This is a genomic window from Veillonella sp. oral taxon 780 str. F0422 (assembly GCF_000221605.1).
In the GTDB taxonomy this organism is placed as follows: Bacteria; Bacillota; Negativicutes; order Veillonellales; family Veillonellaceae; genus F0422.
This window is the reverse complement of record NZ_AFUJ01000053.1, coordinates 21,190-41,004: the sequence shown is the minus strand read 5'-3', so window position 1 is coordinate 41,004 and position 19,815 is coordinate 21,190. Positions and strand designations below refer to the sequence as shown.

Below are 19,815 nucleotides of genomic sequence, written 5' to 3'. Positions count from 1 at the left end.
ATCATAATCTCCTATTTCACAAAGCCCTTATATTGGCGTGTTAATACTAAAGATTCTACTTGTTGCATTGTATCTAATGCTACGCCCACCACGATAAGTAGTGCTGTACCACCAAAGTACACACCTTGAATACCTGTCAATCCACCAATCATATTTGGTAAGATTGCAACGAAAGCTAAGAAAAATGCACCTACTAATGTAATTCGAGTCATTACTCGGTCTACATAGTCAGCAGTCGGTTTTCCTGGGCGAATACCTGGGATAAAACCACCGTGTTTTTTCATATTATCTGCCATATCCGTAATATTGATTGAGATAGCTGTATAGAAGTATGTAAAAAATAAAATCAACACAGCATACAAAATAGTTTGTATCGGCGTTCCCCATTGGAAATAACTTGCAACTGTTTGTACCCAAGGTACTTGTACAAATTGTGCCAATGTGGCTGGGAACATCAATATGGATGACGCAAAGATAATTGGGATAACCCCTGCTTGATTGACTTTCAACGGCAGGAATGTTGAGTGACCACCATACATTTTTCGTCCTACTACGCGTTTAGCATATTGAATAGGAATTCGACGTTGGCCTTGTGTCACAGCAATTACAAGAACGATCATAGCTACCGCAATGATAGCAAATAGAATCGCTTGAAATACATTAATTGTACCTACTTGTAGGTACTGGTAAATGGTTTGAACCCCATCAGGGAATCGCGCCACGATACCAGCAAAGATAATGAGAGAAATACCATTACCTATGCCATGAGCTGTAATTTGTTCTCCTACCCACATCAAGAAACATGTTCCTGCTGTCAAAATAATAGAGATTAGAATTACAGACATGAAGCTATTATCAATAAGTGCGTTGCTAGCACGTAATGCATAAGTCATACCAAAGGCTTGAATAAAGCCAAGAATTACTGTACCATAACGTGTTACTTTAGCAATTTTTTTACGCCCTTCTTCTCCATCTTTACTCCATGCTTCAAATGTTGGTACTACCGCTCCTAACAATTGCATAATGATTGATGCATTGATATAAGGAGTAATACTCATTGCAAAGATAGAGAACTTACTTAACGCACCACCGGCGAACAAATCTAGTAAACCAAATAAGTTACCACTGGTGAATAAGCTTTCAATAACAGATGCCTCTACGCCAGGTACCGGAATATGGATACCTAAGCGAAAGACAATGAACATAAGTAATGTATAAACTACTTTGTTGCGTAATTCCGTTACTTTTGTGATATTCAAGAGGCTATCTAGCACCCTAGATCACCTCTACTTTTCCACCTGCTGCTTCGATTTTTTCTACTGCAGATTTTGTAAATCCGTTAGCGATAACAGTTAATTTACGTTCTAAAGTTCCGTTACCAAGGATACGGATACCATCACGTACGTTTTTCAAAATACCAGCTTCAATAAGAGCTACTGGATCTACAGTTGCACCGTCTTCAAAACGATTCAATTGAGATACATTAACTTCTGCATATTGAAGTGCAAAGATATTTTTGAAACCACGTTTTGGTAAACGACGATAAAGAGGCATTTGGCCACCTTCGAAGCCAGTGCGCACACCGCCACCACTACGAGAATTTTGACCTTTTTGACCACGACCGGAAGTTTTACCTAAACCGGATCCAAGACCACGACCTACACGAGTACGAGTTTTTTTGGAACCTGCAGCCGGAGCTAATTCATGAAGTTTCATTCGTGCACCTCCTTATCTATTATACTTCTTCTACTTTTACTAAATGTCTAACTTTATGAAGCATACCTTCGATTTGAGGTGTCACTTCTTTAACTACTTGGGAGTTAGTTTTTTTCAATCCAAGAGCTTTAACAGTCGCACGTTGATCTGCAGGACGACCGATTAAGCTTTTTGTTAATGTTACTTTAACTTGTGCCATTATTGGTCTCCTTATTAACCGTAAATTTCTTCAAGAGTTTTGCCACGAAGTGCAGCCACGTCTTGAGCTCGTTTTAATTGAGCTAAACCTTCTAGTGTTGCGCGAACCATGTTGTTAGGATTAGAAGATCCTAAGGATTTAGTCAAGATGTTACGAACACCAACTAATTCCAATACGGCACGCACTGGGCCACCAGCGATAACTCCAGTACCTTCTGCAGCTGGTTTCAAGAATACACGACCTGCGCCGAATGTTCCTGTAACTGTATGAGGGATTGTACCATTTTTAATAACAACATGAATAAGGTTTTTCTTAGCATCATCAATGCCTTTACGGATTGCATCAGGTACTTCCGCAGCTTTACCTAAGCCAACACCTACATGACCGTTGCCGTCACCAACAACTACAAGGGCGCTGAAGGAAAAACGACGACCACCTTTAACAACTTTGGCTACGCGGTTGATGAATACTACTCTTTCTTTAAGATCAAGAGTTGTGTAATCAATTCTTGCCATGTCTATAGTTCCTCCTTCTTAGAATTTTAAGCCTGCTTCACGAGCACCTTCTGCAAGGGCTGCTACACGACCATGATAAATGTAACCACCGCGGTCAAATACTACTGTATCGATACCTGCAGCAATTGCTTTTTTCGCAACAGCTTCACCAACTGCTTTAGCAGCAGCTACGTTACCGCCGTAGGAAAGATTTAATTCTTTATCTTGAGAGCTAGCAGATACTAATGTTTTGCCAGCTACGTCATCAATGACTTGAGCATAAATATTGCTTAAAGAACGATATACGTTCAAGCGAGGACGTGCAGCCGTACCGGAAATGTGACGACGTAAACGTAAATGACGTTTTGCACGAGCAATTTTGCGTTTGGATGTTCCTGCCAAGATGTCCACTCCTTTCTAATGTAAACTGTTATTACTTACCTTTAGCGCCAGCTTTACCTGCTTTACGACGAACAACTTCGCCTTCGTAACGGATACCTTTACCTTTGTAAGGTTCTGGTTTTCTCCATTTACGAATATCAGCTGCTACTGCACCAACAACTTCTTTGTCAGCACCAGAAACAACGATTTTATTAGGAGCTGGGACATCGATTGTAATACCAGCAGGAGCTTCCATCTCTACTGGATGGGAGAAGCCCAATGTTAAAGCAAGTTTGTTACCTTGCTTAGCCGCTCTGTAACCAACGCCATTGATTTCTAAAGTTTTAGTAAAGCCTTCATGTACGCCTGTTACCATATTTGCAACAAGAGCACGAGTTAAACCGTGTAAAGAACGGTGTTCTTTTCCATCGCTAGGACGAGTTACTGTGATTACATTTTCTTCAACAGCAATGTTAATATCCGGATGGAAAGTACGAGTTAATTCACCTTTTGCACCCTTAACTGTTAACGTATTCTCGTTTTGAGATACTGTTACGCCAGCTGGGATCTCGATAGGCATTCTACCGACACGTGACATTCTTTCTACCTCCTATTGCTATGATTACCAAACGTAAGCGATTACTTCGCCACCTAAGCCTTCTTTACGAGCTTGTTTGTCGCTCATAATGCCTTTAGATGTAGAAATAACTGCAATACCTAAACCACCAAGTACGCGAGGAAGTTCTTCCTTTTTCGCGTATACACGTAGACCTGGTTTAGAGATACGTTTAATACCGGTAATTACTTTTTCATTATTAGAACCATATTTCAATGTTACTTTTAAAGTAGCATGTTTTTCATTTTCAATTGTTTCAACTTCCTTAACGAAACCTTCGTCTTTAAGGATAGCTAAAACAGCAGCCTTCATTTTAGAAGCAGGGATTTCAACTGTTTCATGAAGTGCAGAGTTTGCATTACGGATGCGAGTCAGCATATCCGCAATCGGATCTGTCATTACCATCTTCTAAAAACCTCCTCTCGTTATCCTATTACCAACTAGCTTTTTTCACGCCAGGGATTTGTCCTTTGTACGCCAATTCACGGAACGCAATACGGCTAATACCGAATTTGCGTATATAACCATGAGGACGACCTGTTAAGTTGCAACGGTTGTGCAAGCGTGTTGGGGATGCGTTGGCAGGTAATTTGGATAAACCTTCATAATCGCCTGCTGCTTTTAACGCTTCGCGTTTTGCTGCATATTTTGCAACGATACGTGCACGTTTTTTCTCACGTTCGATCATAGATTTTTTAGCCATCTATCGTTTCCTCCTAATTATTTTTCAAAAGGCATGCCGAATTGTGCCAATAATTCACGAGCTTCTTCGTCAGTATTAGCTGTTGTTACGAAGATAATATCCATACCTGTTACTCGTTCTACTTGATCGTATTCGATTTCAGGGAAGATTAATTGCTCTTTTAGGCCCAATGCATAGTTACCACGACCATCAAACGCTTTAGCGCTGATACCACGGAAGTCACGCACGCGAGGCAATGCCGCATTAATCAATTTATCGAGGAATTCATACATGCGTTCGCCACGAAGAGTTACTTTTGTGCCAAGAGGCATACCTTCACGAACTTTAAAGTTCGCAATGGATTTTTTCGCGCGAGTTACGACTGGTTTTTGACCAGCGATAATTTCTAAATCTTTAACAGCTGCGTCCAATGCTTTGGAGTTACCAACAGCATCGCCTACGCCGATATTGATTACGATTTTTTCTAATTTAGGAATTTCCATTACGTTGCCATATTGGAATTTCTCTTGTAAAGCCTTCTTAATTTCAGAAGTATATTTTTCTTGTAAACGAGACATTTTGTAAAAGACCTCCTTTCCTTATCAATTAAAGTTTAGCGCCACTTTTAACAGCTACACGAACTAAAGAACCATTTTCCTCAACTTTTTTAGTACGAGTTGGAACTTTTTGTTCAGGATCTAACACCATTACATTGGATACATGGATTGTACCTTCTTTTTCAATGATGCCACCTTGAGGGTTCGCTTGGCTAGGTTTTGTATGACGTTTAACTAGGTTAAGACCTTTTACAGTTACTCTTTCTTTTTTGATATCAACAGCGATGATTTCGCCTTGTTTACCTTTTTCCTTGCCGGAGATAACAACAACTGTATCACCTTTTTTAACATGTAGTTTTTGGGACATGTTGAGCTCCTCCTTCTTATAACACTTCTGGAGCAAGGGAGATAATTTTCATGAAATCTTTTTCACGAAGTTCTCTTGCTACAGGTCCGAAAATACGAGTTCCGCGAGGGCTTTTGTCGTCTTTAATAACTACAGCAGCGTTCTCATCGAAACGGATATAGGAACCATCTTGACGACGGATGCCTTTTTTAGAACGAACAATAACGGCTTTTACAACGTCGCCTTTCTTGACAACGCCACCGGGTGATGCATCTTTTACAGAAGCAACGATTACGTCACCAATATTGCCAAATTTACGGTAAGAACCGCCCATCACTTGGATGCACATAATGCGTTTCGCACCAGTGTTATCGGCAACATTCAAAATTGTTTGTTGCTGGATCATGACTTTTCCTCCTTACATCACTGATTATTTTTGTCTTTCAATAATTTCTACAACTCTCCAACGTTTATCTTTAGATAATGGACGAGTTTCTACGATTTTTACGATATCGCCAACTAAGCATTCGTTATTTTCATCATGAGCTTTAAAACGTTTGCTTGTTACCATTGGCTTGCTATATAATTCGTGAGGTACTTTACGATCGATTTGTACAACAACTGTTTTGTCCATTTTGTTGCTTACAACTTTACCTACACGTGCTTTTCGTACATTTCTTACTTCTGCCACGACTTTAAGCCTCCTATTCAATCCAAACAAAATTTGTTATTATGCGTTACCTTTAATTTCTTCTTCTCGTTGTACAGTTTTGATACGAGCGATAGTTTTTTTAACTTCACGGATACGCATTGGATTTTCTAATTGACCAGTAGCGAGTTGAAAACGTAGGTTAAACAACTCTTCTTTCAATTCGGAAACTTTAGTGTTCAACTCGGCAGCGCTCAAATTGCGAATGTCATTAACCTTCATTTACGTCACCACCCAATTCTTTACCCTTAACAACGAACTTCGTTTTGATTGGAAGTTTATGGCTTGCAAGACGCATAGCTTCGCGAGCCACTACTTCTGGAACGCCGTTCATTTCAAACATTACACGTCCTGGGCGAACTACTGCTACCCATTTTTCTGGAGAACCTTTACCGGAACCCATACGAACGCCTGCTGGTTTTGCAGTGATTGGTTTATCAGGGAAAATTTTAATCCAAACTTTACCACCACGTTTAATGTAACGTGTCATAGCAATACGGGCTGCTTCGATTTGACGGTTTGTGATCCAAGATGGCTCTAATGCTACTAAACCGAAATCACCATGAGCAACTTTGTTACCACGCATTGCACGGCCTTTCATACGACCGCGGAATTGTTTACGATGTTTTACGCGCTTTGGAATTAGCATTAGTTGTCACCTTCTTCCTTTTTAGATGTTTGTTTAGCTTCTGGCAAAACTTCACCTTTGTAGATCCATACTTTAATACCGATGCAACCATATGTTGTATGTGCTTCTGCTGTTGCATAGTCGATATTTGCACGAAGTGTGTGAAGTGGAATGGAACCTTCACGGTAAGATTCGCTACGAGCGATCTCTGCACCGCCAAGACGACCGGATACCATTACTTTGATACCGTTAGCGCCTAAACGCATAGTGCGACCTACTGCTTGTTTCATTGCACGACGGAAGCTTACACGGCGTTCCAATTGACTAGCAATGCTTTCAGCAACAAGTTGAGCTTCCATGTCTACTTGTTTAATTTCAGCAATGTTTACATCGATTTGTTTATCTGTAAAACGTTTTAACTCTTTACGGATATCTTCGATACCTTGTCCACCTTTACCGATAACCATACCTGGTTTAGCTGTGTGGATAGTTACTTTAATACGTTTATTTGTACGCTCAATTTCAATGCGGGAAATACCAGCAATGAAAAGTGTTTTCTTCAAGAAAGTACGAATTTTTACGTCTTCATGAAGGTTAGATGCGAAATCTTTATCAGCATACCATTTTGCGTCCCAATCTTTTACGATACCAACACGCAAGCCATGTGGATTTACTTTTTGACCCACTCTGTTTCCCTCCTTCGATTAAGCTCTTTCTTTAACAACTACTGTTACGTGGCTAGAACGTTTCAAAATTTTGAAAGCCTGTCCACGGGAACGAGGATGAATGCGTTTCATTGTTGGGCCTTGATCAACAAAGATCTCGGACACATAAAGATTATCTACATTCATATCAAAATTGTGTTCTGCATTTGCAATAGCAGATGTCAAAACTTTAGTTACTACATCGGCGCCAACTTTCGGAGTAAACTTCAAGATGGCAAATGCTTCGCCGATGTTTTTACCGCGCACTAAATCTGCAACGATGCGGATTTTACGAGGCGCAATACGAATATGTCTAGCGATTGCTTTTGCTTCCATGTTAAATCCTCCTATTTTCTGCCTGTAGATTTTTCGTCCTTACCATGACCTTTATAAGTACGTGTAGGAGCGAACTCACCTAATTTATGACCTACCATATCTTCTGTAATGAATACAGGTACATGTTTGCGACCATCATGCACAGCAATCGTATGGCCTACAAATTGTGGGAAAATAGTAGATGCACGGGACCAGGTTTTTACTACTTTTTTATCATTAGTTTCATTTAAGGCATCAATTTTTTTCAGAAGAGATTCTGCAACAAAAGGGCCTTTTTTAATTGATCTGGACACTGTTATATCTCCTTCCTATATCCTATTTTGTACGACGTTTAACGATTAACTTGCTAGAAGCTTTTTTCTTGTCGCGAGTTTTAACGCCATGAGCTGGTTTACCCCAAGGTGTAACAGGATGTTTACGACCAACTGGAGATTTACCTTCACCACCACCATGAGGATGGTCACAAGGGTTCATTGTAACCCCGCGGTTGCCAGGACGAATGCCTAACCAACGTTGACGGCCAGCTTTACCAATAGTGATATTTTCATGGTCAATGTTAGATACAACACCTACTGTAGCACGGCATTCTACGCGTACACGACGAAGTTCACCAGATGGTAAACGAAGTAATGCATAGTTGCCTTCTTTCGCCATTAATTGAGCGGAAGTACCAGCAGAACGAACGATTTGTCCGCCTTTACCGATTTTCATTTCGATGTTGTGTACTTGAGTACCCAATGGGATATTAGCCAATGGTAATGCATTACCTGGTTTAATATCGGATTCAGGACCGGAGTAAACTACATCACCCACTTTAAGACCATGTGGAGCAATGATATAACGTTTTTCACCATCTGCATAGTTTAACAATGCAATACGAGCACTACGGTTAGGATCGTATTCGATTGTAGCTACGCGAGCTGGGATATTATCTTTAGTACGTTTGAAGTCAATAATACGGTATTGACGTTTATGACCGCCACCTTGATGACGTACTGTCATTTTACCAGTGTTATTACGACCACCTTTAGAAGTTACTTTTGCGAGCAAGGATTTTTCAGGTTTGCTTGCTGTAATTTCAGTAAAGGCAGACACTGTCATAAACCGACGACCAGCGGAGTACGGTTTAAATGATTTAATTGCCATTATTGGGCCTCCTTACTAGACTCTTATACACCTTCAAATAATTCAATAGTTTCGCCAGCTTTTAGAGTTACGATAGCTTTTTTATAATCGCTACGTTTACCCATTGTGCGACCCATGCGTTTAGTTTTTCCTAATACACGGATAGTGGCTACTTTTTCTACTTTTACGTTGAAGATAGATTCAACAGCTTTACGGATTTCTACTTTGTTCGCATTCAAAGGAACTTGGAAAGTGTATTTGTTTTCTTGCATTAACAAAGTTGTTTTTTCTGTAATGATTGGACGAATTAATACATCAAATTTGTTCATTATCCAAGCACCTCCTCAATTTTTGCAATAGCACCTTCAGCGATGAAGAGTTTGTCGTGATGCAATAAATCGAAGATATTAATGTTCGTGTATGGAAGAGCTTTCACACCTTGAATGTTACGAGCAGATAATTCCACATTTACATCACCATCAGTGATGAAAAGAACTTTTGCGTCACCTACTTGGAAGTTATTAAGAATATTTAATACTTCTTTAGTTTTTGGTGCAGCTAATTTCAATTCGTCGATTACGAACAATTCGCTGTTATTTACTTTATCAGATAATGCAGATTTAACTGCTAAGCGTCTAGCTTTACGAGGCATAGCTTTATAGTAGCTACGTGGTTGTGGACCAAAAGTGATACCACCACCTACCCAAATTGGGGAACGGCTAGAACCAGCACGAGCACGGCCTGTACCTTTTTGTCTCCAAGGTTTTTTACCGCCACCGCGTACTTCTCCTCGAGTTTTAGTTGCATGTGTACCAAGTCGTTCGTTAGACAATTGACGAACTACGGCTTGATGCATAACAGCAGCGTTTACTTCAACACCGAATACTGCATCATTCAACTGGATTTCGCCGACTTTAGCGCCGGACATGTTGTATTTAGTTACTGTTGGCATTATGTATCCTCCTTTCGACAATTAGTTATTTAACAGGTTTTACTGTGTTGCGAACCATCACTAGGCTACCTTTAGCACCAGGGATGCCACCTTTGATTAATAAAAGGTTACGTTCAGTATCAACTTTTACAACAGATAGACGTTGTACAGTAACTCTGCCACCACCCATTTGTCCAGGAAGTTTTTTACCTTTAAATACTTTACCGCCGCCACCGGAGATCATTGGACCGATGGAACCTGGTTCACGATGAGATTTGGAACCATGAGTTTCAGGACCACGGCTAAAGTTATGACGCTTAATTGTACCAGCGAAACCTTTACCTTTACCTGTACCCACAACATCTACTAGCTCACCTTCTGCGAAGATATCAGCTGCCAGAGTTTGGCCCACTGTGTAATCAGTTGCTTCAGCAAGGCGAAGTTCACGAAGATATTTAACTGGCGCAACGCCGGCTTTATCGAACTGGCCTTTTACAGGTTTAGTTAAATGTTTTTCTTTAATGGAACCGTATCCAAGCTGTACTGCATTGTAACCGTCGGATTCAACAGTTTTTACTTGCACTACTACGCTAGGTGTAGTTTCCACTACAGTGACAGGAACTAGTTTGCCTTCAGTAGTGAAGACTTGAGTCATTCCTAACTTTTTACCCAAAATAGCTTTAGACATAATCGCACCTCCTTATTTCTTATAATTTTATTTCAATAGATACACCAGCTGGCAAATCAAGGCGAGTGATTGCATCTACTGTTTTCGAATTTGGTTCAATAATTTCTACTAAGCGTTTATGTGTACGCATTTCGAATTGTTCACGAGAATCTTTGTTAACATGCGGAGAACGAAGAATCGTGAAAATGTTTTTTTCTGTAGGCAATGGAATTGGTCCAGAAACCAATGCGCCATTGCGTTTTGCAACGTCTACAATACGTTGAGCACTTTGATCCAATGCTTTGTGATCATATGCTTTCAAGCGAATACGGATTTTTTGTTGTTTTGCCATTGTTATATATCTCCCTTCGTCCATTTCCAGAATGAACTGCTCCATAGAAATTCTCCCTCTCGAGGGCAACCTTCTATATCATAGTTTATACACAACCTAAGAGCGGCAAGTTTGCCGCTCCTTGATTGCACGGTTTATATAGATAATCTTTCAGTCAGATTATGCTTCGATAGCTGTAACAACACCAGCGCCTACTGTATGGCCACCTTCGCGAATCGCGAAACGTAAACCTTCTTCAATAGCGATTGGAGTGATAAGCTCGATGTTCATAGTGATGTTATCACCAGGCATACACATTTCTGTACCTTCTGGTAAGCTGATAACGCCAGTTACGTCAGTTGTACGGAAGTAGAATTGTGGACGGTAGTTGGAGAAGAATGGAGTATGACGGCCACCTTCTTCTTTTGTCAACACGTATACTTCTGCTTTGAATTTAGTGTGAGGTTTGATGGAACCTGGTTTAGCCAATACTTGACCACGTTCGATGTCTTTACGGTCGATACCGCGAAGAAGTGCCCCTACGTTGTCACCTGCTACTGCAGATTCCAAAAGTTTACGGAACATTTCAAGACCTGTAACTGTAGTGCTGGATGGTTCTTCTTGAAGACCAACGATTTCTACTACGTCACCTACGTTGATTTGACCACGTTCTACACGGCCAGTTGCTACTGTACCACGACCAGTGATTGTGAACACGTCTTCGACAGGCATCAAGAATGTTTTGTCTGTATCACGTTCTGGAGTTGGGATGTATTCGTCAACGCGAGCCATCAATTCGTTGATTGCTTCTACGTATGTAGCGTCGCCTTCTAATGCTTTCAATGCAGAACCTGCCACAACTGGGATGTCATCGCCAGGGAATTCGTAGCTGGAAAGCAATTCACGGATTTCCATTTCTACTAATTCTAATAATTCTTCATCGTCAACCATGTCTTTTTTGTTCATGAATACAACGATAGCTGGTACACCAACTTGGCGAGCTAACAAGATGTGCTCACGAGTTTGTGGCATAGGGCCGTCAGCTGCGGATACAACTAGGATAGCGCCGTCCATTTGAGCAGCACCAGTGATCATGTTTTTAACATAGTCAGCATGGCCTGGGCAGTCAACGTGTGCATAGTGACGAGTGTCTGTTTCGTACTCTACGTGTGCAGTGTTGATTGTGATACCGCGTTCACGTTCTTCTGGAGCTTTGTCGATCATGCTGTAGTCTTGGAAGTCAGCTTGACCTTTTTCAGCAAGAACTTTAGTGATTGCTGCTGTTAAAGTAGTTTTACCATGGTCAACGTGACCGATAGTACCAATGTTAACGTGTGGCTTATTACGTTCAAATTTTGCTTTTGCCATTTTGAATTGTCCTCCCGGATAATTAAAACTTTATATATAGTAATCCTGTGGGGCTGTACGCCCCACTAGATACACTTTTGATTAGCCATTTTTCTTAGCTTGAATTTCTTCAGCAATTTTCTTAGGCACTTCTTCATAATGATCGAATGTCATGGAGTAGTTACCGCGACCTTGTGTTTTGGAACGAAGGTCAGTAGCATATCCGAACATTTCGCTCAATGGAACATATGCTTTGATATGTTGGGAGCCGTTGCGAGCTTCCATTCCATCCATACGGCCACGACGGGAGTTCAAATCACCGATTACGTCGCCCATGTATTCTTCAGGAACTTCTACTTCAACAGCCATGTATGGTTCAAGTAATGCTGGGTCAGCTTTACGAGCACCCTCTTTGAAGCCCATGGAACCTGCAATTTTGAAGGCCATTTCAGAGGAGTCAACATCATGGTAAGAACCGTCAAATACGATAACTTTGATGTCAACCATTGGATAACCAGCGATAACACCGGATTCCATAGCCTCTTTAACACCGTTCTCAACTGGTCCAATGTATTCACGAGGAATAGAACCACCAACAACTTTATTTTCAAATTCGAAACCAGCACCTGGCTCTTGAGGAATGATTTCCAACCAGCAATGGCCGTATTGACCTTTACCACCAGATTGGCGAACAAATTTACCTTCAGATTTAACTGCTTTACGAATTGTTTCGCGGTATGCTACTTGAGGTTTACCTACATTACAGTCAACTTTGAACTCACGGTTCATACGGTCAACGATGATGTCAAGGTGAAGCTCACCCATACCGGAAATGATTGTTTGACCAGTTTCTTCATCAGTACGAACTTTGAAAGTTGGATCTTCTTCAGCCAAACGAGCTAATGCCATACCCATTTTTTCTTGGTCCGCTTTAGTTTTTGGTTCCACAGCAACAGAGATAACTGGTTCTGGGAATTCCATGGATTCAAGAATAACTTGCGCTTTGTCATCGCAAAGTGTATCGCCAGTAGTAGTATCTTTAAGACCTACTGCTGCAGCGATGTCACCAGCGTATACGCGGTCGATTTCTTGACGGCTGTTAGCATGCATTTGCAAGATACGGCCGATACGTTCTTTTTTACCTTTTGTAGAGTTGAATACATAAGAACCAGACTCTAATGTACCGGAGTACACACGGAAGAACGCTAATTTACCAACATAAGGGTCAGCCATAATTTTGAAGGCTAATGCAGCGAAAGGACCGTCATCAGTGGAAGGACGAGTTGTCTCTTCACCAGTGTTAGGGTCGATACCTTTAATCGCTGGTACATCTGTTGGAGCTGGCATGTAGTCAACTACAGCATCTAACAACATTTGTACACCTTTGTTTTTGTAGGAAGAACCGCAAAGAACTGGGAACAATGTGTTTTCACACACAGCTTTACGAAGAGCTGCTTTAATTTGTTCTTCAGAAATTTCTTCACCTTCCAAATATTTTTCCATCAATTCGTCATCAGTTTCAGCAACTGCATCCACTAACATTTCACGACGCTCTGCTGCAACATCAGCATATTCTTCTGGAATTTCAGTGATTTCGTATTCTTTTCCGTCATCACTGATGTAGATTTCAGCTTTCATAGTTACCAAGTCAATGATACCTTTGAAAGTGTCTTCTGCACCGATAGGCACTTGGATAGCTACGCTATTAGCACCTAAACGAGCTTTCATCATATCAACTACGCGGAAGAAGTCAGCACCTACTGTATCCATTTTATTTACATAAGCGATACGAGGTACGCCGTATTTATCCGCTTGACGCCATACTGTTTCAGATTGAGGCTCTACGCCACCTTTCGCACTGAATACAGCTACGGAACCGTCTAATACACGAAGGGAACGTTCTACTTCTACTGTAAAGTCTACGTGACCAGGAGTATCGATAATGTTGATGCGATGACCTTTCCATTGAGTAGTAGTCGCAGCGGACGTGATAGTGATACCACGTTCTTGCTCCTGCTCCATCCAGTCCATCGTAGCAGCACCTTCATGTACTTCACCGATTTTGTGAACTCGACCAGTATAGTAAAGGATACGTTCCGTTGTGGTTGTTTTACCAGCATCGATGTGAGCCATGATACCGATATTACGAGTTTTCTCTAAAGAAACTTCTCTTGCCACTATATTTCTCCTTAACTAATTACCATTTGTAATGAGCAAATGCTTTATTAGCCTCTGCCATTTTATGAGTATCTTCTTTTTTCTTAATAGCTGCGCCAGTATTATTGAACGCGTCCATTAATTCGCCTGCTAAACGTTCTTTCATAGTGCGTTCACCACGAAGACGAGCATAGTTTACCATCCAGCGAATACCTAGAGATAAACGGCGATCAGCACGAACTTCAACCGGCACTTGGTAGTTAGCACCACCGATACGGCGAGCACGTACTTCTAATACAGGCATTACATTTTTTAAAGCCTGATCAAAAACTTCCATAGGGTCTTGACCCATTTTGGAACGAATAATTTCAAATGCATCATATACGATGGATTCAGCAATGCCTTTTTTGCCATCGTACATTACTTTGTTAATGAAACGTGTTACTAATTTGCTATTGTACACCGGATCTGGTAGTACATCGCGTTTCACAACAGGGCCTTTTCTTGGCATGTCAATTCCTCCTTTAACGATGTGTGTTCTCTAATCTTATGCTAAATTATTTTTTAGCACGTTTCGCGCCATATTTGGAGCGGCTTTGCATACGATTTTGTACGCCAGCTGTATCCAATGCACCACGAACGATGTGATAACGCACACCAGGAAGGTCCTTAACACGACCGCCTCTGATAAGTACAACGCTGTGTTCTTGTAAATTGTGACCAATGCCTGGGATGTATGCAGTTACTTCAATACCGTTTGTCAAACGAACACGGGCAACTTTACGAAGCGCGGAGTTCGGTTTTTTAGGCGTAGCTGTGTATACACGAGTACAAACACCACGTTTTTGTGGACACTCTTTCAAAGCTGGAGAGTCAGATTTACGCACTAAAGTTTTACGGCCTTTACGTACTAACTGGTTAATAGTTGGCATGTGGGCACCTCCTTTCCAAACAATTAGATTTATAATTGATCCGCTCGATAATATATCGTTCGGATATTACCAAAACTAGCGAAGCACGCCGATTGCGGCAGCTCCTACTTTAATATGAGCAGCTTGCCCAAGTTCTTCCATCGTATGATTTCGATCTACAGGCACATTGTGCTCTAAACAAATTTCCAGAATCGGCAAGATAATTCGGTCATCGCTATCAAGACCTACAAATACACACTCTACTTCATCGCGTCCCACGGCTTTGCGGGTTTGTTTCGCTCCTATTATGAGATTTGCATTTGAAAGCATATCGATTGTCATATGCGTCTCCTTCTTATTCGTTACTTGCTTTAGGGCGCACTGCTCCTTAAACACTTTACTAGTGTACCATTGTTTATATGCCCTGTCAAACGATTTTATCCCTTACAAATCGCTAGAATAAAGCATTTTATATGTACATGCTTCCGTGCGATTCAAAAATATGTTTTTTTGTATATTTTGAGTTGGTTTTATACAGTTATCGTGCTTTATTTGTATGTATATGCATTGTATTTTCTTTTTTGTATTTTATCTATGCGAAATTGATATAACAAAATTATTTTTTATATGACATAAAGAAATAAGCGGATAACTTCCTGCAGGTTGTTATCCGCTATTCCTTCCAACAATGTTAACTAGCTATCTATGCTCGTCTGATTGTCTTATATTATTCTGCTGTCTCTACATCTGTAGTTTCACTTGCTACATCTGCACTGACTACTTCTGTATCCACTACTAGATCTTCTAATTCAGGCGTATGTTTTATTACCTTAATTTTACGATAGCGGCTCATGCCTGTACCAGCTGGTATTAATTTACCAATGATAACATTTTCTTTTAAGCCAAGTAATGGATCAATTTTACCTTTGATCGCTGCTTCTGTAAGAACACGTGTTGTTTCTTGGAAGGAAGCTGCTGACAAGAAGCTGTCGGTTGCCAAGGCTGCTTTGGTAATACCCAATAGTGTACGAACACCAGTAGCTTCTTTTTTACCATTTAAGCGTAAACGACGGTTTTCATCTTCAAATGTATTTACATCGATAGAATCTCCTGGTAATACATCTGCATCGCCAGCATCTTCAATTTTCACTTTATGTAACATTTGACGAACGATAACCTCGATGTGTTTATCGTTAATTTCTACACCTTGAGATTTGTATACTTTTTGTACTTCATATACTAGGTAACGTTGCGTTGCTTCTGTACCCATTACACGCATAATGTCATGAGGGTTAATGGAACCTTCTGTTAAACGTGCGCCTAAAGATACTACGTCACCATCTTTCACAATGATGCGAGATCCATAAGGGATTAAGTAATCAAACTCTTCACCCTCAGCTGTAGTAATGAAGATGGTATTGGTGCCTTTTTTATTATCGTTAGGAACGACACGTACAGTACCTTCTACTTCTGCAATGATAGCATTACGTTTTGGACGACGTGCTTCAAACAATTCTTCGACACGAGGTAAACCTTGTGTGATATCATCACCGGCAACACCGCCTGTATGGAATGTACGCATTGTTAACTGTGTACCTGGTTCACCGATGGATTGTGCCGCAATAATACCTACTGCTTCACCAACTTGTACTTGTCCACCAGTACCTAAGTCACGGCCATAACATTTCATACATACGCCATATGGAGAACGACAAGTCAATACAGAACGGATTTTCACTGTGTCGTAATGTTTTACTACTTCATCAGCTAATTCATCAGTAATTTCACCATTCAATGGAACGATGACTTCACCAGTTTCTTTATTGATTAATTCTTCTGCTGCTGTACGGCCCACGATACGATCTTTCAATGGTTCGATAACGCCAGTACCTTCCACGATAGCTTCTACTTCAATGCCATGAATTTCATTGTTGCGTACTTGAACTTCTTTTACATCAGAGTTTAAGATAGCTTCGATAGCTTCTTCTGTTAATGCTGTATGAGCAGGGAAGATTTCTACACCTTCACTATCAATAACAGGATACACAGTATCTTTACCCAACATGTTTTCAATCATTGTATTGCGTAATGTCGTGCGAATGGTATCATCCACTTCACCTAACGCAATGGTTTGAACAATATTAGTATGGTTGATGTCGCTATCGCTGCCCAATTGTGCGCCACGTAATGCGATAGATTTCACTTGAGATTCTGCTAATGCTTCAATAGTTGCTTCTGTTACGATGCTTTCAGCGTCAGCAATCACTTCACCAGTCATAGGATCCACTACATCGCGATCCAATACACGACCGATTAAATCATCTTTCAAGTATGTTAACGCATCTTTTGTATTACGCGCTAAGCGAGCTCTTTCACGAGCTAAGTCGATACCTACCACATCGCAATCTTCCTCACGAACGATTACGTCTTGAGATACGTCAACAAGACGACGTGTTAAGTAACCGGAGTCAGCTGTACGAAGGGCTGTATCGGCCAAACCTTTACGAGCACCGTGAGAGGACGTAAAGTAATCCAATACAGTCAAACCTTCTTTAAAGTTTGCTTTAATAGGCAAGTCGATGATACGACCAGATGGATCCGCCATCAAACCACGCATACCCGCTAACTGACGGATCTGTTGTTTGTTACCACGGGCTCCGGAAATCGCCATCATATATACTGGGTTGAAACCATCTTGGTCAGCCGCCATATTATCCATCATGGCTTCTGTTACATTGTCGATAGCTTCATTCCAAAGTTCGATCGTTTTACGGTAACGTTCTTCTTCTGTAATTAAACCACGACGATATAGACGGGATACTTTATTAACTTCTGTATCTGCTTCTTCTACGATACCAGCTTTTACTTCTGGTACTTTGATATCCGCAATAGCAATTGTCATACCAGCACGGCGAGCAAAGGAATAGCCCAAGGATTTAATACGGTCCAATAGTTCTGCAGTTTTTTCGTTGCCGAACGCTTGGAAACATTGGTCGACTAATTTACCAACCATTTTCTTATCCATGACTTTACCCAAGGACCATGTGCCGTCTTCTTCTTTCACAAATTGACGGATTTCTGGATATAAAGCTTCGTTGAATATCAAACGACCTGCTGTCGTTTTAACTAGACCATATCCTTCGATACGAATGTAGATAACGTCTTGTAAGCCGATGGCGCCAGAATCATATGCCAACATCACTTCATCATAATTTGCAAAGCGTTTTGCCTTATCTTCTGTACCTTTACGAACTACTGTTAGGTAGTAAGTACCCAAGATCATATCCTGAGATGGAACTGCTACTGGTTTACCATCTTTAGTAGATAAGATGTTATGGGATGAAAGCATCAAGGTACGTGCTTCTGATTGTGCTTCTACGGACAATGGTAAGTGACACGCCATTTGGTCACCGTCAAAGTCGGCGTTGAAGGCTGTACATACTAATGGATGCAATTTGATAGCACGGCCTTCCCAAAGGATTGGTTCGAAGGCTTGGATACCTAATCTATGCAATGTAGGGGCACGGTTTAGTAATACTGGATGTTCTTTAATAACTTCTTCTAAAGCTTCCCAAACACCAGCACCGATACGCTCTACTTGACGTTTTGCGGCTTTAATATTGCTAGCTTGTCCACGTTCTACCAATCGTTTCATAACGAATGGCTTGAATAATTCCAATGCCATCTCTTTTGGAAGACCACATTGATGCATTTTCAATTCTGGACCAACTACGATAACGGAACGGCCGGAATAGTCAACACGTTTACCCAACAAGTTTTGACGGAAGCGACCTTGCTTACCTTTTAACATATCGGATAAGGATTTCAATGGACGGTTGCCAGGACCAGTCACAGGACGGCCACGACGACCATTGTCAATCAACGCATCCACAGCTTCTTGTAGCATACGTTTTTCGTTGCGCACGATAATATCAGGAGCGCCTAAATCCAGTAAACGTTTTAAACGGTTATTACGATTGATAACACGACGATACAAATCATTCAAGTCAGAGGTAGCGAAACGACCACCATCTAATTGCACCATTGGGCGTAATTCAGGTGGGATAACTGGTACTACATCCATGATCATCCATTCTGGGCGATTGCCAGATTGACGGAATGCTTCTACTACTTCTAAACGGCGAACGGCACGAACTTTACGTTGACCTGTAGCAGTTTCTAATTCACTGCGCAACTCATCATTCAATGCTTCTAAGTCTAATTCGCAAAGTAATTCTTTAATCGCTTCTGCACCCATATCGATACACACGAATGTATTCTCTTCTAAGGCACCAAGCTCTAATTTTTCTTCACGAGTTAATACTTCGTATTCTTTTTCTTCTTCTGGAATTTCTGTATTCGCCGCAAGCTCTGCATTCACTTCTTCTTTGTGTTTTGCAGAATTGATTAATTGCAAACGTTCACGACGTTGTGCAATGGTTTCAATGATGACACTTTTACCACCGATTTTATAGTCAGCATCATTGAACATGGCTTCGTATTCACGGAATTCAGTTTCAAATAACAATTGTTGTTTAGACAATGGAGATTGACCTGGATCCACTACGATATACGCAGCAAAGTATAATACACGTTCCAAGGAACGAGGGGATATGTCAAGGATCAATCCCATGCGAGATGGGATACCCTTGAAATACCAAATATGAGACACTGGTGTAGCCAATTCAATATGGCCCATACGTTCACGACGCACTTTAGCACGAGTAACTTCTACACCACATTTATCACAGACAACACCTTTATAACGGATGCGTTTATATTTTCCACAATGACATTCCCAGTCCTTTGTTGGTCCGAAAATGCGCTCACAGAATAAACCATCTCGCTCTGGTTTTAAGGTGCGGTAGTTAATTGTTTCAGGTTTTTTAACTTCTCCATGAGACCACTCCAAAATTTGTTGTGGTGAAGCTAAACCGATTCGCATGGAATCAAATTCATTTACGTCTAGCACTGTATG

General features: G+C 40.9%; 28 protein-coding genes. All 28 read right to left on the bottom strand.

Going from position 1 to position 19,815, the window contains the following annotated elements; translation table 11 throughout:
* Positions 1 to 11 precede the first annotated feature (11 nt).
* Complete coding sequence (gene secY, locus HMPREF9200_RS05945; RefSeq protein WP_009353878.1) at positions 12 to 1,274, bottom strand: preprotein translocase subunit SecY; 1,263 nt, start codon at positions 1,272 to 1,274, stop codon at positions 12 to 14.
* A 1-nt stretch (position 1,275) separates the two neighbouring features.
* Complete coding sequence (gene rplO / locus HMPREF9200_RS05940; RefSeq protein ID WP_009353906.1) at positions 1,276 to 1,716, bottom strand: 50S ribosomal protein L15; 441 nt, start codon at positions 1,714 to 1,716, stop codon at positions 1,276 to 1,278.
* A 19-nt stretch (positions 1,717 to 1,735) separates the two neighbouring features.
* Positions 1,736 to 1,915, bottom strand: coding sequence for a 50S ribosomal protein L30 (rpmD, locus tag HMPREF9200_RS05935; RefSeq protein WP_009353936.1), 180 nt, complete (start codon positions 1,913 to 1,915; stop codon positions 1,736 to 1,738).
* Positions 1,916 to 1,929: 14 nt separating this feature from the next.
* A complete protein-coding gene (gene rpsE / locus HMPREF9200_RS05930; protein WP_009353893.1) occupies positions 1,930 to 2,430 on the bottom strand; it encodes a 30S ribosomal protein S5 in 501 nt (166 codons plus the stop codon).
* Positions 2,431 to 2,448: 18 nt separating this feature from the next.
* A complete protein-coding gene (gene rplR, locus HMPREF9200_RS05925; RefSeq protein WP_009353882.1) occupies positions 2,449 to 2,811 on the bottom strand; it encodes a 50S ribosomal protein L18 in 363 nt (120 codons plus the stop codon).
* Positions 2,812 to 2,842: 31 nt separating this feature from the next.
* Positions 2,843 to 3,388: a 50S ribosomal protein L6 gene (gene rplF / locus HMPREF9200_RS05920; protein ID WP_009353919.1), complete on the bottom strand. Its 546-nt coding sequence runs from the start codon at positions 3,386 to 3,388 to the stop codon at positions 2,843 to 2,845.
* 24 nt (positions 3,389 to 3,412) lie between these two features.
* Positions 3,413 to 3,811: a 30S ribosomal protein S8 gene (gene rpsH, locus HMPREF9200_RS05915; RefSeq protein WP_009353887.1), complete on the bottom strand. Its 399-nt coding sequence runs from the start codon at positions 3,809 to 3,811 to the stop codon at positions 3,413 to 3,415.
* Between the two features lie 28 nt (positions 3,812 to 3,839).
* Positions 3,840 to 4,109, bottom strand: a complete 270-nt coding sequence (gene rpsN / locus HMPREF9200_RS05910) for a 30S ribosomal protein S14 (RefSeq protein ID WP_009353911.1) — start codon at positions 4,107 to 4,109, stop codon at positions 3,840 to 3,842.
* Between the two features lie 17 nt (positions 4,110 to 4,126).
* On the bottom strand, positions 4,127 to 4,666 hold the full coding sequence (rplE, locus tag HMPREF9200_RS05905) for a 50S ribosomal protein L5 (RefSeq protein WP_009353920.1): 540 nt from the start codon (positions 4,664 to 4,666) through the stop codon (positions 4,127 to 4,129).
* 28 nt (positions 4,667 to 4,694) lie between these two features.
* Complete coding sequence (rplX, locus tag HMPREF9200_RS05900; protein ID WP_009353903.1) at positions 4,695 to 5,012, bottom strand: 50S ribosomal protein L24; 318 nt, start codon at positions 5,010 to 5,012, stop codon at positions 4,695 to 4,697.
* 16 nt (positions 5,013 to 5,028) lie between these two features.
* Entirely contained in the window at positions 5,029 to 5,397 is a 369-nt protein-coding gene (gene rplN, locus HMPREF9200_RS05895; RefSeq protein WP_009353930.1) for a 50S ribosomal protein L14, read from the bottom strand.
* 24 nt (positions 5,398 to 5,421) lie between these two features.
* Complete coding sequence (gene rpsQ, locus HMPREF9200_RS05890; RefSeq protein ID WP_009353932.1) at positions 5,422 to 5,682, bottom strand: 30S ribosomal protein S17; 261 nt, start codon at positions 5,680 to 5,682, stop codon at positions 5,422 to 5,424.
* A gap of 39 nt (positions 5,683 to 5,721) precedes the next feature.
* Complete coding sequence (gene rpmC, locus HMPREF9200_RS05885; RefSeq protein WP_009353915.1) at positions 5,722 to 5,922, bottom strand: 50S ribosomal protein L29; 201 nt, start codon at positions 5,920 to 5,922, stop codon at positions 5,722 to 5,724.
* Positions 5,912 to 6,349, bottom strand: coding sequence for a 50S ribosomal protein L16 (rplP, locus tag HMPREF9200_RS05880; RefSeq protein WP_009353916.1), 438 nt, complete (start codon positions 6,347 to 6,349; stop codon positions 5,912 to 5,914). The genes rpmC and rplP overlap by 11 nt, the downstream gene beginning before the upstream one ends.
* The gene (rpsC, locus tag HMPREF9200_RS05875; protein WP_009353925.1) at positions 6,349 to 7,014 is read right to left on the bottom strand and encodes a 30S ribosomal protein S3; all 666 of its coding nucleotides are present in this window, start codon (positions 7,012 to 7,014) and stop codon (positions 6,349 to 6,351) included. Before rpsC ends, rplP begins: the two co-directional genes overlap by 1 nt.
* Positions 7,015 to 7,032: 18 nt before the next feature.
* A complete protein-coding gene (rplV, locus tag HMPREF9200_RS05870; protein WP_009353926.1) occupies positions 7,033 to 7,368 on the bottom strand; it encodes a 50S ribosomal protein L22 in 336 nt (111 codons plus the stop codon).
* An 11-nt stretch (positions 7,369 to 7,379) separates the two neighbouring features.
* Complete coding sequence (gene rpsS / locus HMPREF9200_RS05865; protein ID WP_009353934.1) at positions 7,380 to 7,661, bottom strand: 30S ribosomal protein S19; 282 nt, start codon at positions 7,659 to 7,661, stop codon at positions 7,380 to 7,382.
* Between the two features lie 22 nt (positions 7,662 to 7,683).
* On the bottom strand, positions 7,684 to 8,514 hold the full coding sequence (gene rplB / locus HMPREF9200_RS05860; protein WP_009353898.1) for a 50S ribosomal protein L2: 831 nt from the start codon (positions 8,512 to 8,514) through the stop codon (positions 7,684 to 7,686).
* Between the two features lie 23 nt (positions 8,515 to 8,537).
* Positions 8,538 to 8,822 (bottom strand): 50S ribosomal protein L23, encoded by a 285-nt coding sequence (rplW, locus tag HMPREF9200_RS05855; protein ID WP_009353943.1) that lies wholly within the window; start codon positions 8,820 to 8,822, stop codon positions 8,538 to 8,540.
* Entirely contained in the window at positions 8,822 to 9,445 is a 624-nt protein-coding gene (gene rplD, locus HMPREF9200_RS05850; RefSeq protein ID WP_009353880.1) for a 50S ribosomal protein L4, read from the bottom strand. The genes rplW and rplD overlap by 1 nt, the downstream gene beginning before the upstream one ends.
* A gap of 25 nt (positions 9,446 to 9,470) precedes the next feature.
* Positions 9,471 to 10,112, bottom strand: a complete 642-nt coding sequence (rplC, locus tag HMPREF9200_RS05845) for a 50S ribosomal protein L3 (RefSeq protein ID WP_009353879.1) — start codon at positions 10,110 to 10,112, stop codon at positions 9,471 to 9,473.
* Positions 10,113 to 10,131: 19 nt separating this feature from the next.
* Positions 10,132 to 10,443 (bottom strand): 30S ribosomal protein S10, encoded by a 312-nt coding sequence (rpsJ, locus tag HMPREF9200_RS05840; protein ID WP_009353924.1) that lies wholly within the window; start codon positions 10,441 to 10,443, stop codon positions 10,132 to 10,134.
* Positions 10,444 to 10,602: 159 nt separating this feature from the next.
* Entirely contained in the window at positions 10,603 to 11,790 is a 1,188-nt protein-coding gene (gene tuf, locus HMPREF9200_RS05835; RefSeq protein ID WP_009353467.1) for an elongation factor Tu, read from the bottom strand.
* A gap of 81 nt (positions 11,791 to 11,871) precedes the next feature.
* Positions 11,872 to 13,947 carry an elongation factor G gene (gene fusA / locus HMPREF9200_RS05830; RefSeq protein ID WP_009353908.1) on the bottom strand — a complete coding sequence of 692 codons (2,076 nt, stop codon included), beginning with the start codon at positions 13,945 to 13,947 and terminating at the stop codon, positions 11,872 to 11,874.
* A gap of 19 nt (positions 13,948 to 13,966) precedes the next feature.
* Positions 13,967 to 14,437, bottom strand: coding sequence for a 30S ribosomal protein S7 (rpsG, locus tag HMPREF9200_RS05825; RefSeq protein WP_009353884.1), 471 nt, complete (start codon positions 14,435 to 14,437; stop codon positions 13,967 to 13,969).
* Positions 14,438 to 14,483: 46 nt separating this feature from the next.
* Positions 14,484 to 14,858 carry a 30S ribosomal protein S12 gene (gene rpsL, locus HMPREF9200_RS05820; RefSeq protein WP_009353904.1) on the bottom strand — a complete coding sequence of 125 codons (375 nt, stop codon included), beginning with the start codon at positions 14,856 to 14,858 and terminating at the stop codon, positions 14,484 to 14,486.
* A 75-nt stretch (positions 14,859 to 14,933) separates the two neighbouring features.
* A complete protein-coding gene (locus tag HMPREF9200_RS05815; protein ID WP_009353939.1) occupies positions 14,934 to 15,179 on the bottom strand; it encodes a ribosomal L7Ae/L30e/S12e/Gadd45 family protein in 246 nt (81 codons plus the stop codon).
* Between the two features lie 385 nt (positions 15,180 to 15,564).
* Positions 15,565 to 19,809, bottom strand: a complete 4,245-nt coding sequence (gene rpoC / locus HMPREF9200_RS05810; RefSeq protein WP_009353931.1) for a DNA-directed RNA polymerase subunit beta' — start codon at positions 19,807 to 19,809, stop codon at positions 15,565 to 15,567.
* Positions 19,810 to 19,815: the final 6 nt, after the last annotated feature.

What these genes read in the sequence shown, in the direction of transcription:
- rplO (WP_009353906.1), bottom strand. Translation starts at nt 1,716, where the DNA reads ATGAAACTTCATGAATTAGCTCCGGCTGCAGGTTCCAAAAAAACTCGT.
- rpmD (WP_009353936.1), bottom strand. Translation starts at nt 1,915, where the DNA reads ATGGCACAAGTTAAAGTAACATTAACAAAAAGCTTAATCGGTCGTCCT.
- rpsE (WP_009353893.1), bottom strand. Translation starts at nt 2,430, where the DNA reads ATGGCAAGAATTGATTACACAACTCTTGATCTTAAAGAAAGAGTAGTA.
- rplF (WP_009353919.1), bottom strand. Translation starts at nt 3,388, where the DNA reads ATGTCACGTGTCGGTAGAATGCCTATCGAGATCCCAGCTGGCGTAACA.
- rpsH (WP_009353887.1), bottom strand. Translation starts at nt 3,811, where the DNA reads ATGGTAATGACAGATCCGATTGCGGATATGCTGACTCGCATCCGTAAT.
- rpsN (WP_009353911.1), bottom strand. Translation starts at nt 4,109, where the DNA reads ATGGCTAAAAAATCTATGATCGAACGTGAGAAAAAACGTGCACGTATC.
- rplE (WP_009353920.1), bottom strand. Translation starts at nt 4,666, where the DNA reads ATGTCTCGTTTACAAGAAAAATATACTTCTGAAATTAAGAAGGCTTTA.
- rplX (WP_009353903.1), bottom strand. Translation starts at nt 5,012, where the DNA reads ATGTCCCAAAAACTACATGTTAAAAAAGGTGATACAGTTGTTGTTATC.
- rplN (WP_009353930.1), bottom strand. Translation starts at nt 5,397, where the DNA reads ATGATCCAGCAACAAACAATTTTGAATGTTGCCGATAACACTGGTGCG.
- rpmC (WP_009353915.1), bottom strand. Translation starts at nt 5,922, where the DNA reads ATGAAGGTTAATGACATTCGCAATTTGAGCGCTGCCGAGTTGAACACT.
- rplP (WP_009353916.1), bottom strand. Translation starts at nt 6,349, where the DNA reads ATGCTAATTCCAAAGCGCGTAAAACATCGTAAACAATTCCGCGGTCGT.
- rplV (WP_009353926.1), bottom strand. Translation starts at nt 7,368, where the DNA reads ATGGAAGCAAAAGCAATCGCTAGACATATTCGTATTGCGCCTCGTAAA.
- rplB (WP_009353898.1), bottom strand. Translation starts at nt 8,514, where the DNA reads ATGGCAATTAAATCATTTAAACCGTACTCCGCTGGTCGTCGGTTTATG.
- rplW (WP_009353943.1), bottom strand. Translation starts at nt 8,822, where the DNA reads ATGAACAAATTTGATGTATTAATTCGTCCAATCATTACAGAAAAAACA.
- rplD (WP_009353880.1), bottom strand. Translation starts at nt 9,445, where the DNA reads ATGCCAACAGTAACTAAATACAACATGTCCGGCGCTAAAGTCGGCGAA.
- rplC (WP_009353879.1), bottom strand. Translation starts at nt 10,112, where the DNA reads ATGTCTAAAGCTATTTTGGGTAAAAAGTTAGGAATGACTCAAGTCTTC.
- rpsJ (WP_009353924.1), bottom strand. Translation starts at nt 10,443, where the DNA reads ATGGCAAAACAACAAAAAATCCGTATTCGCTTGAAAGCATATGATCAC.
- tuf (WP_009353467.1), bottom strand. Translation starts at nt 11,790, where the DNA reads ATGGCAAAAGCAAAATTTGAACGTAATAAGCCACACGTTAACATTGGT.
- rpsG (WP_009353884.1), bottom strand. Translation starts at nt 14,437, where the DNA reads ATGCCAAGAAAAGGCCCTGTTGTGAAACGCGATGTACTACCAGATCCG.
- rpsL (WP_009353904.1), bottom strand. Translation starts at nt 14,858, where the DNA reads ATGCCAACTATTAACCAGTTAGTACGTAAAGGCCGTAAAACTTTAGTG.
- HMPREF9200_RS05815 (WP_009353939.1), bottom strand. Translation starts at nt 15,179, where the DNA reads ATGACAATCGATATGCTTTCAAATGCAAATCTCATAATAGGAGCGAAA.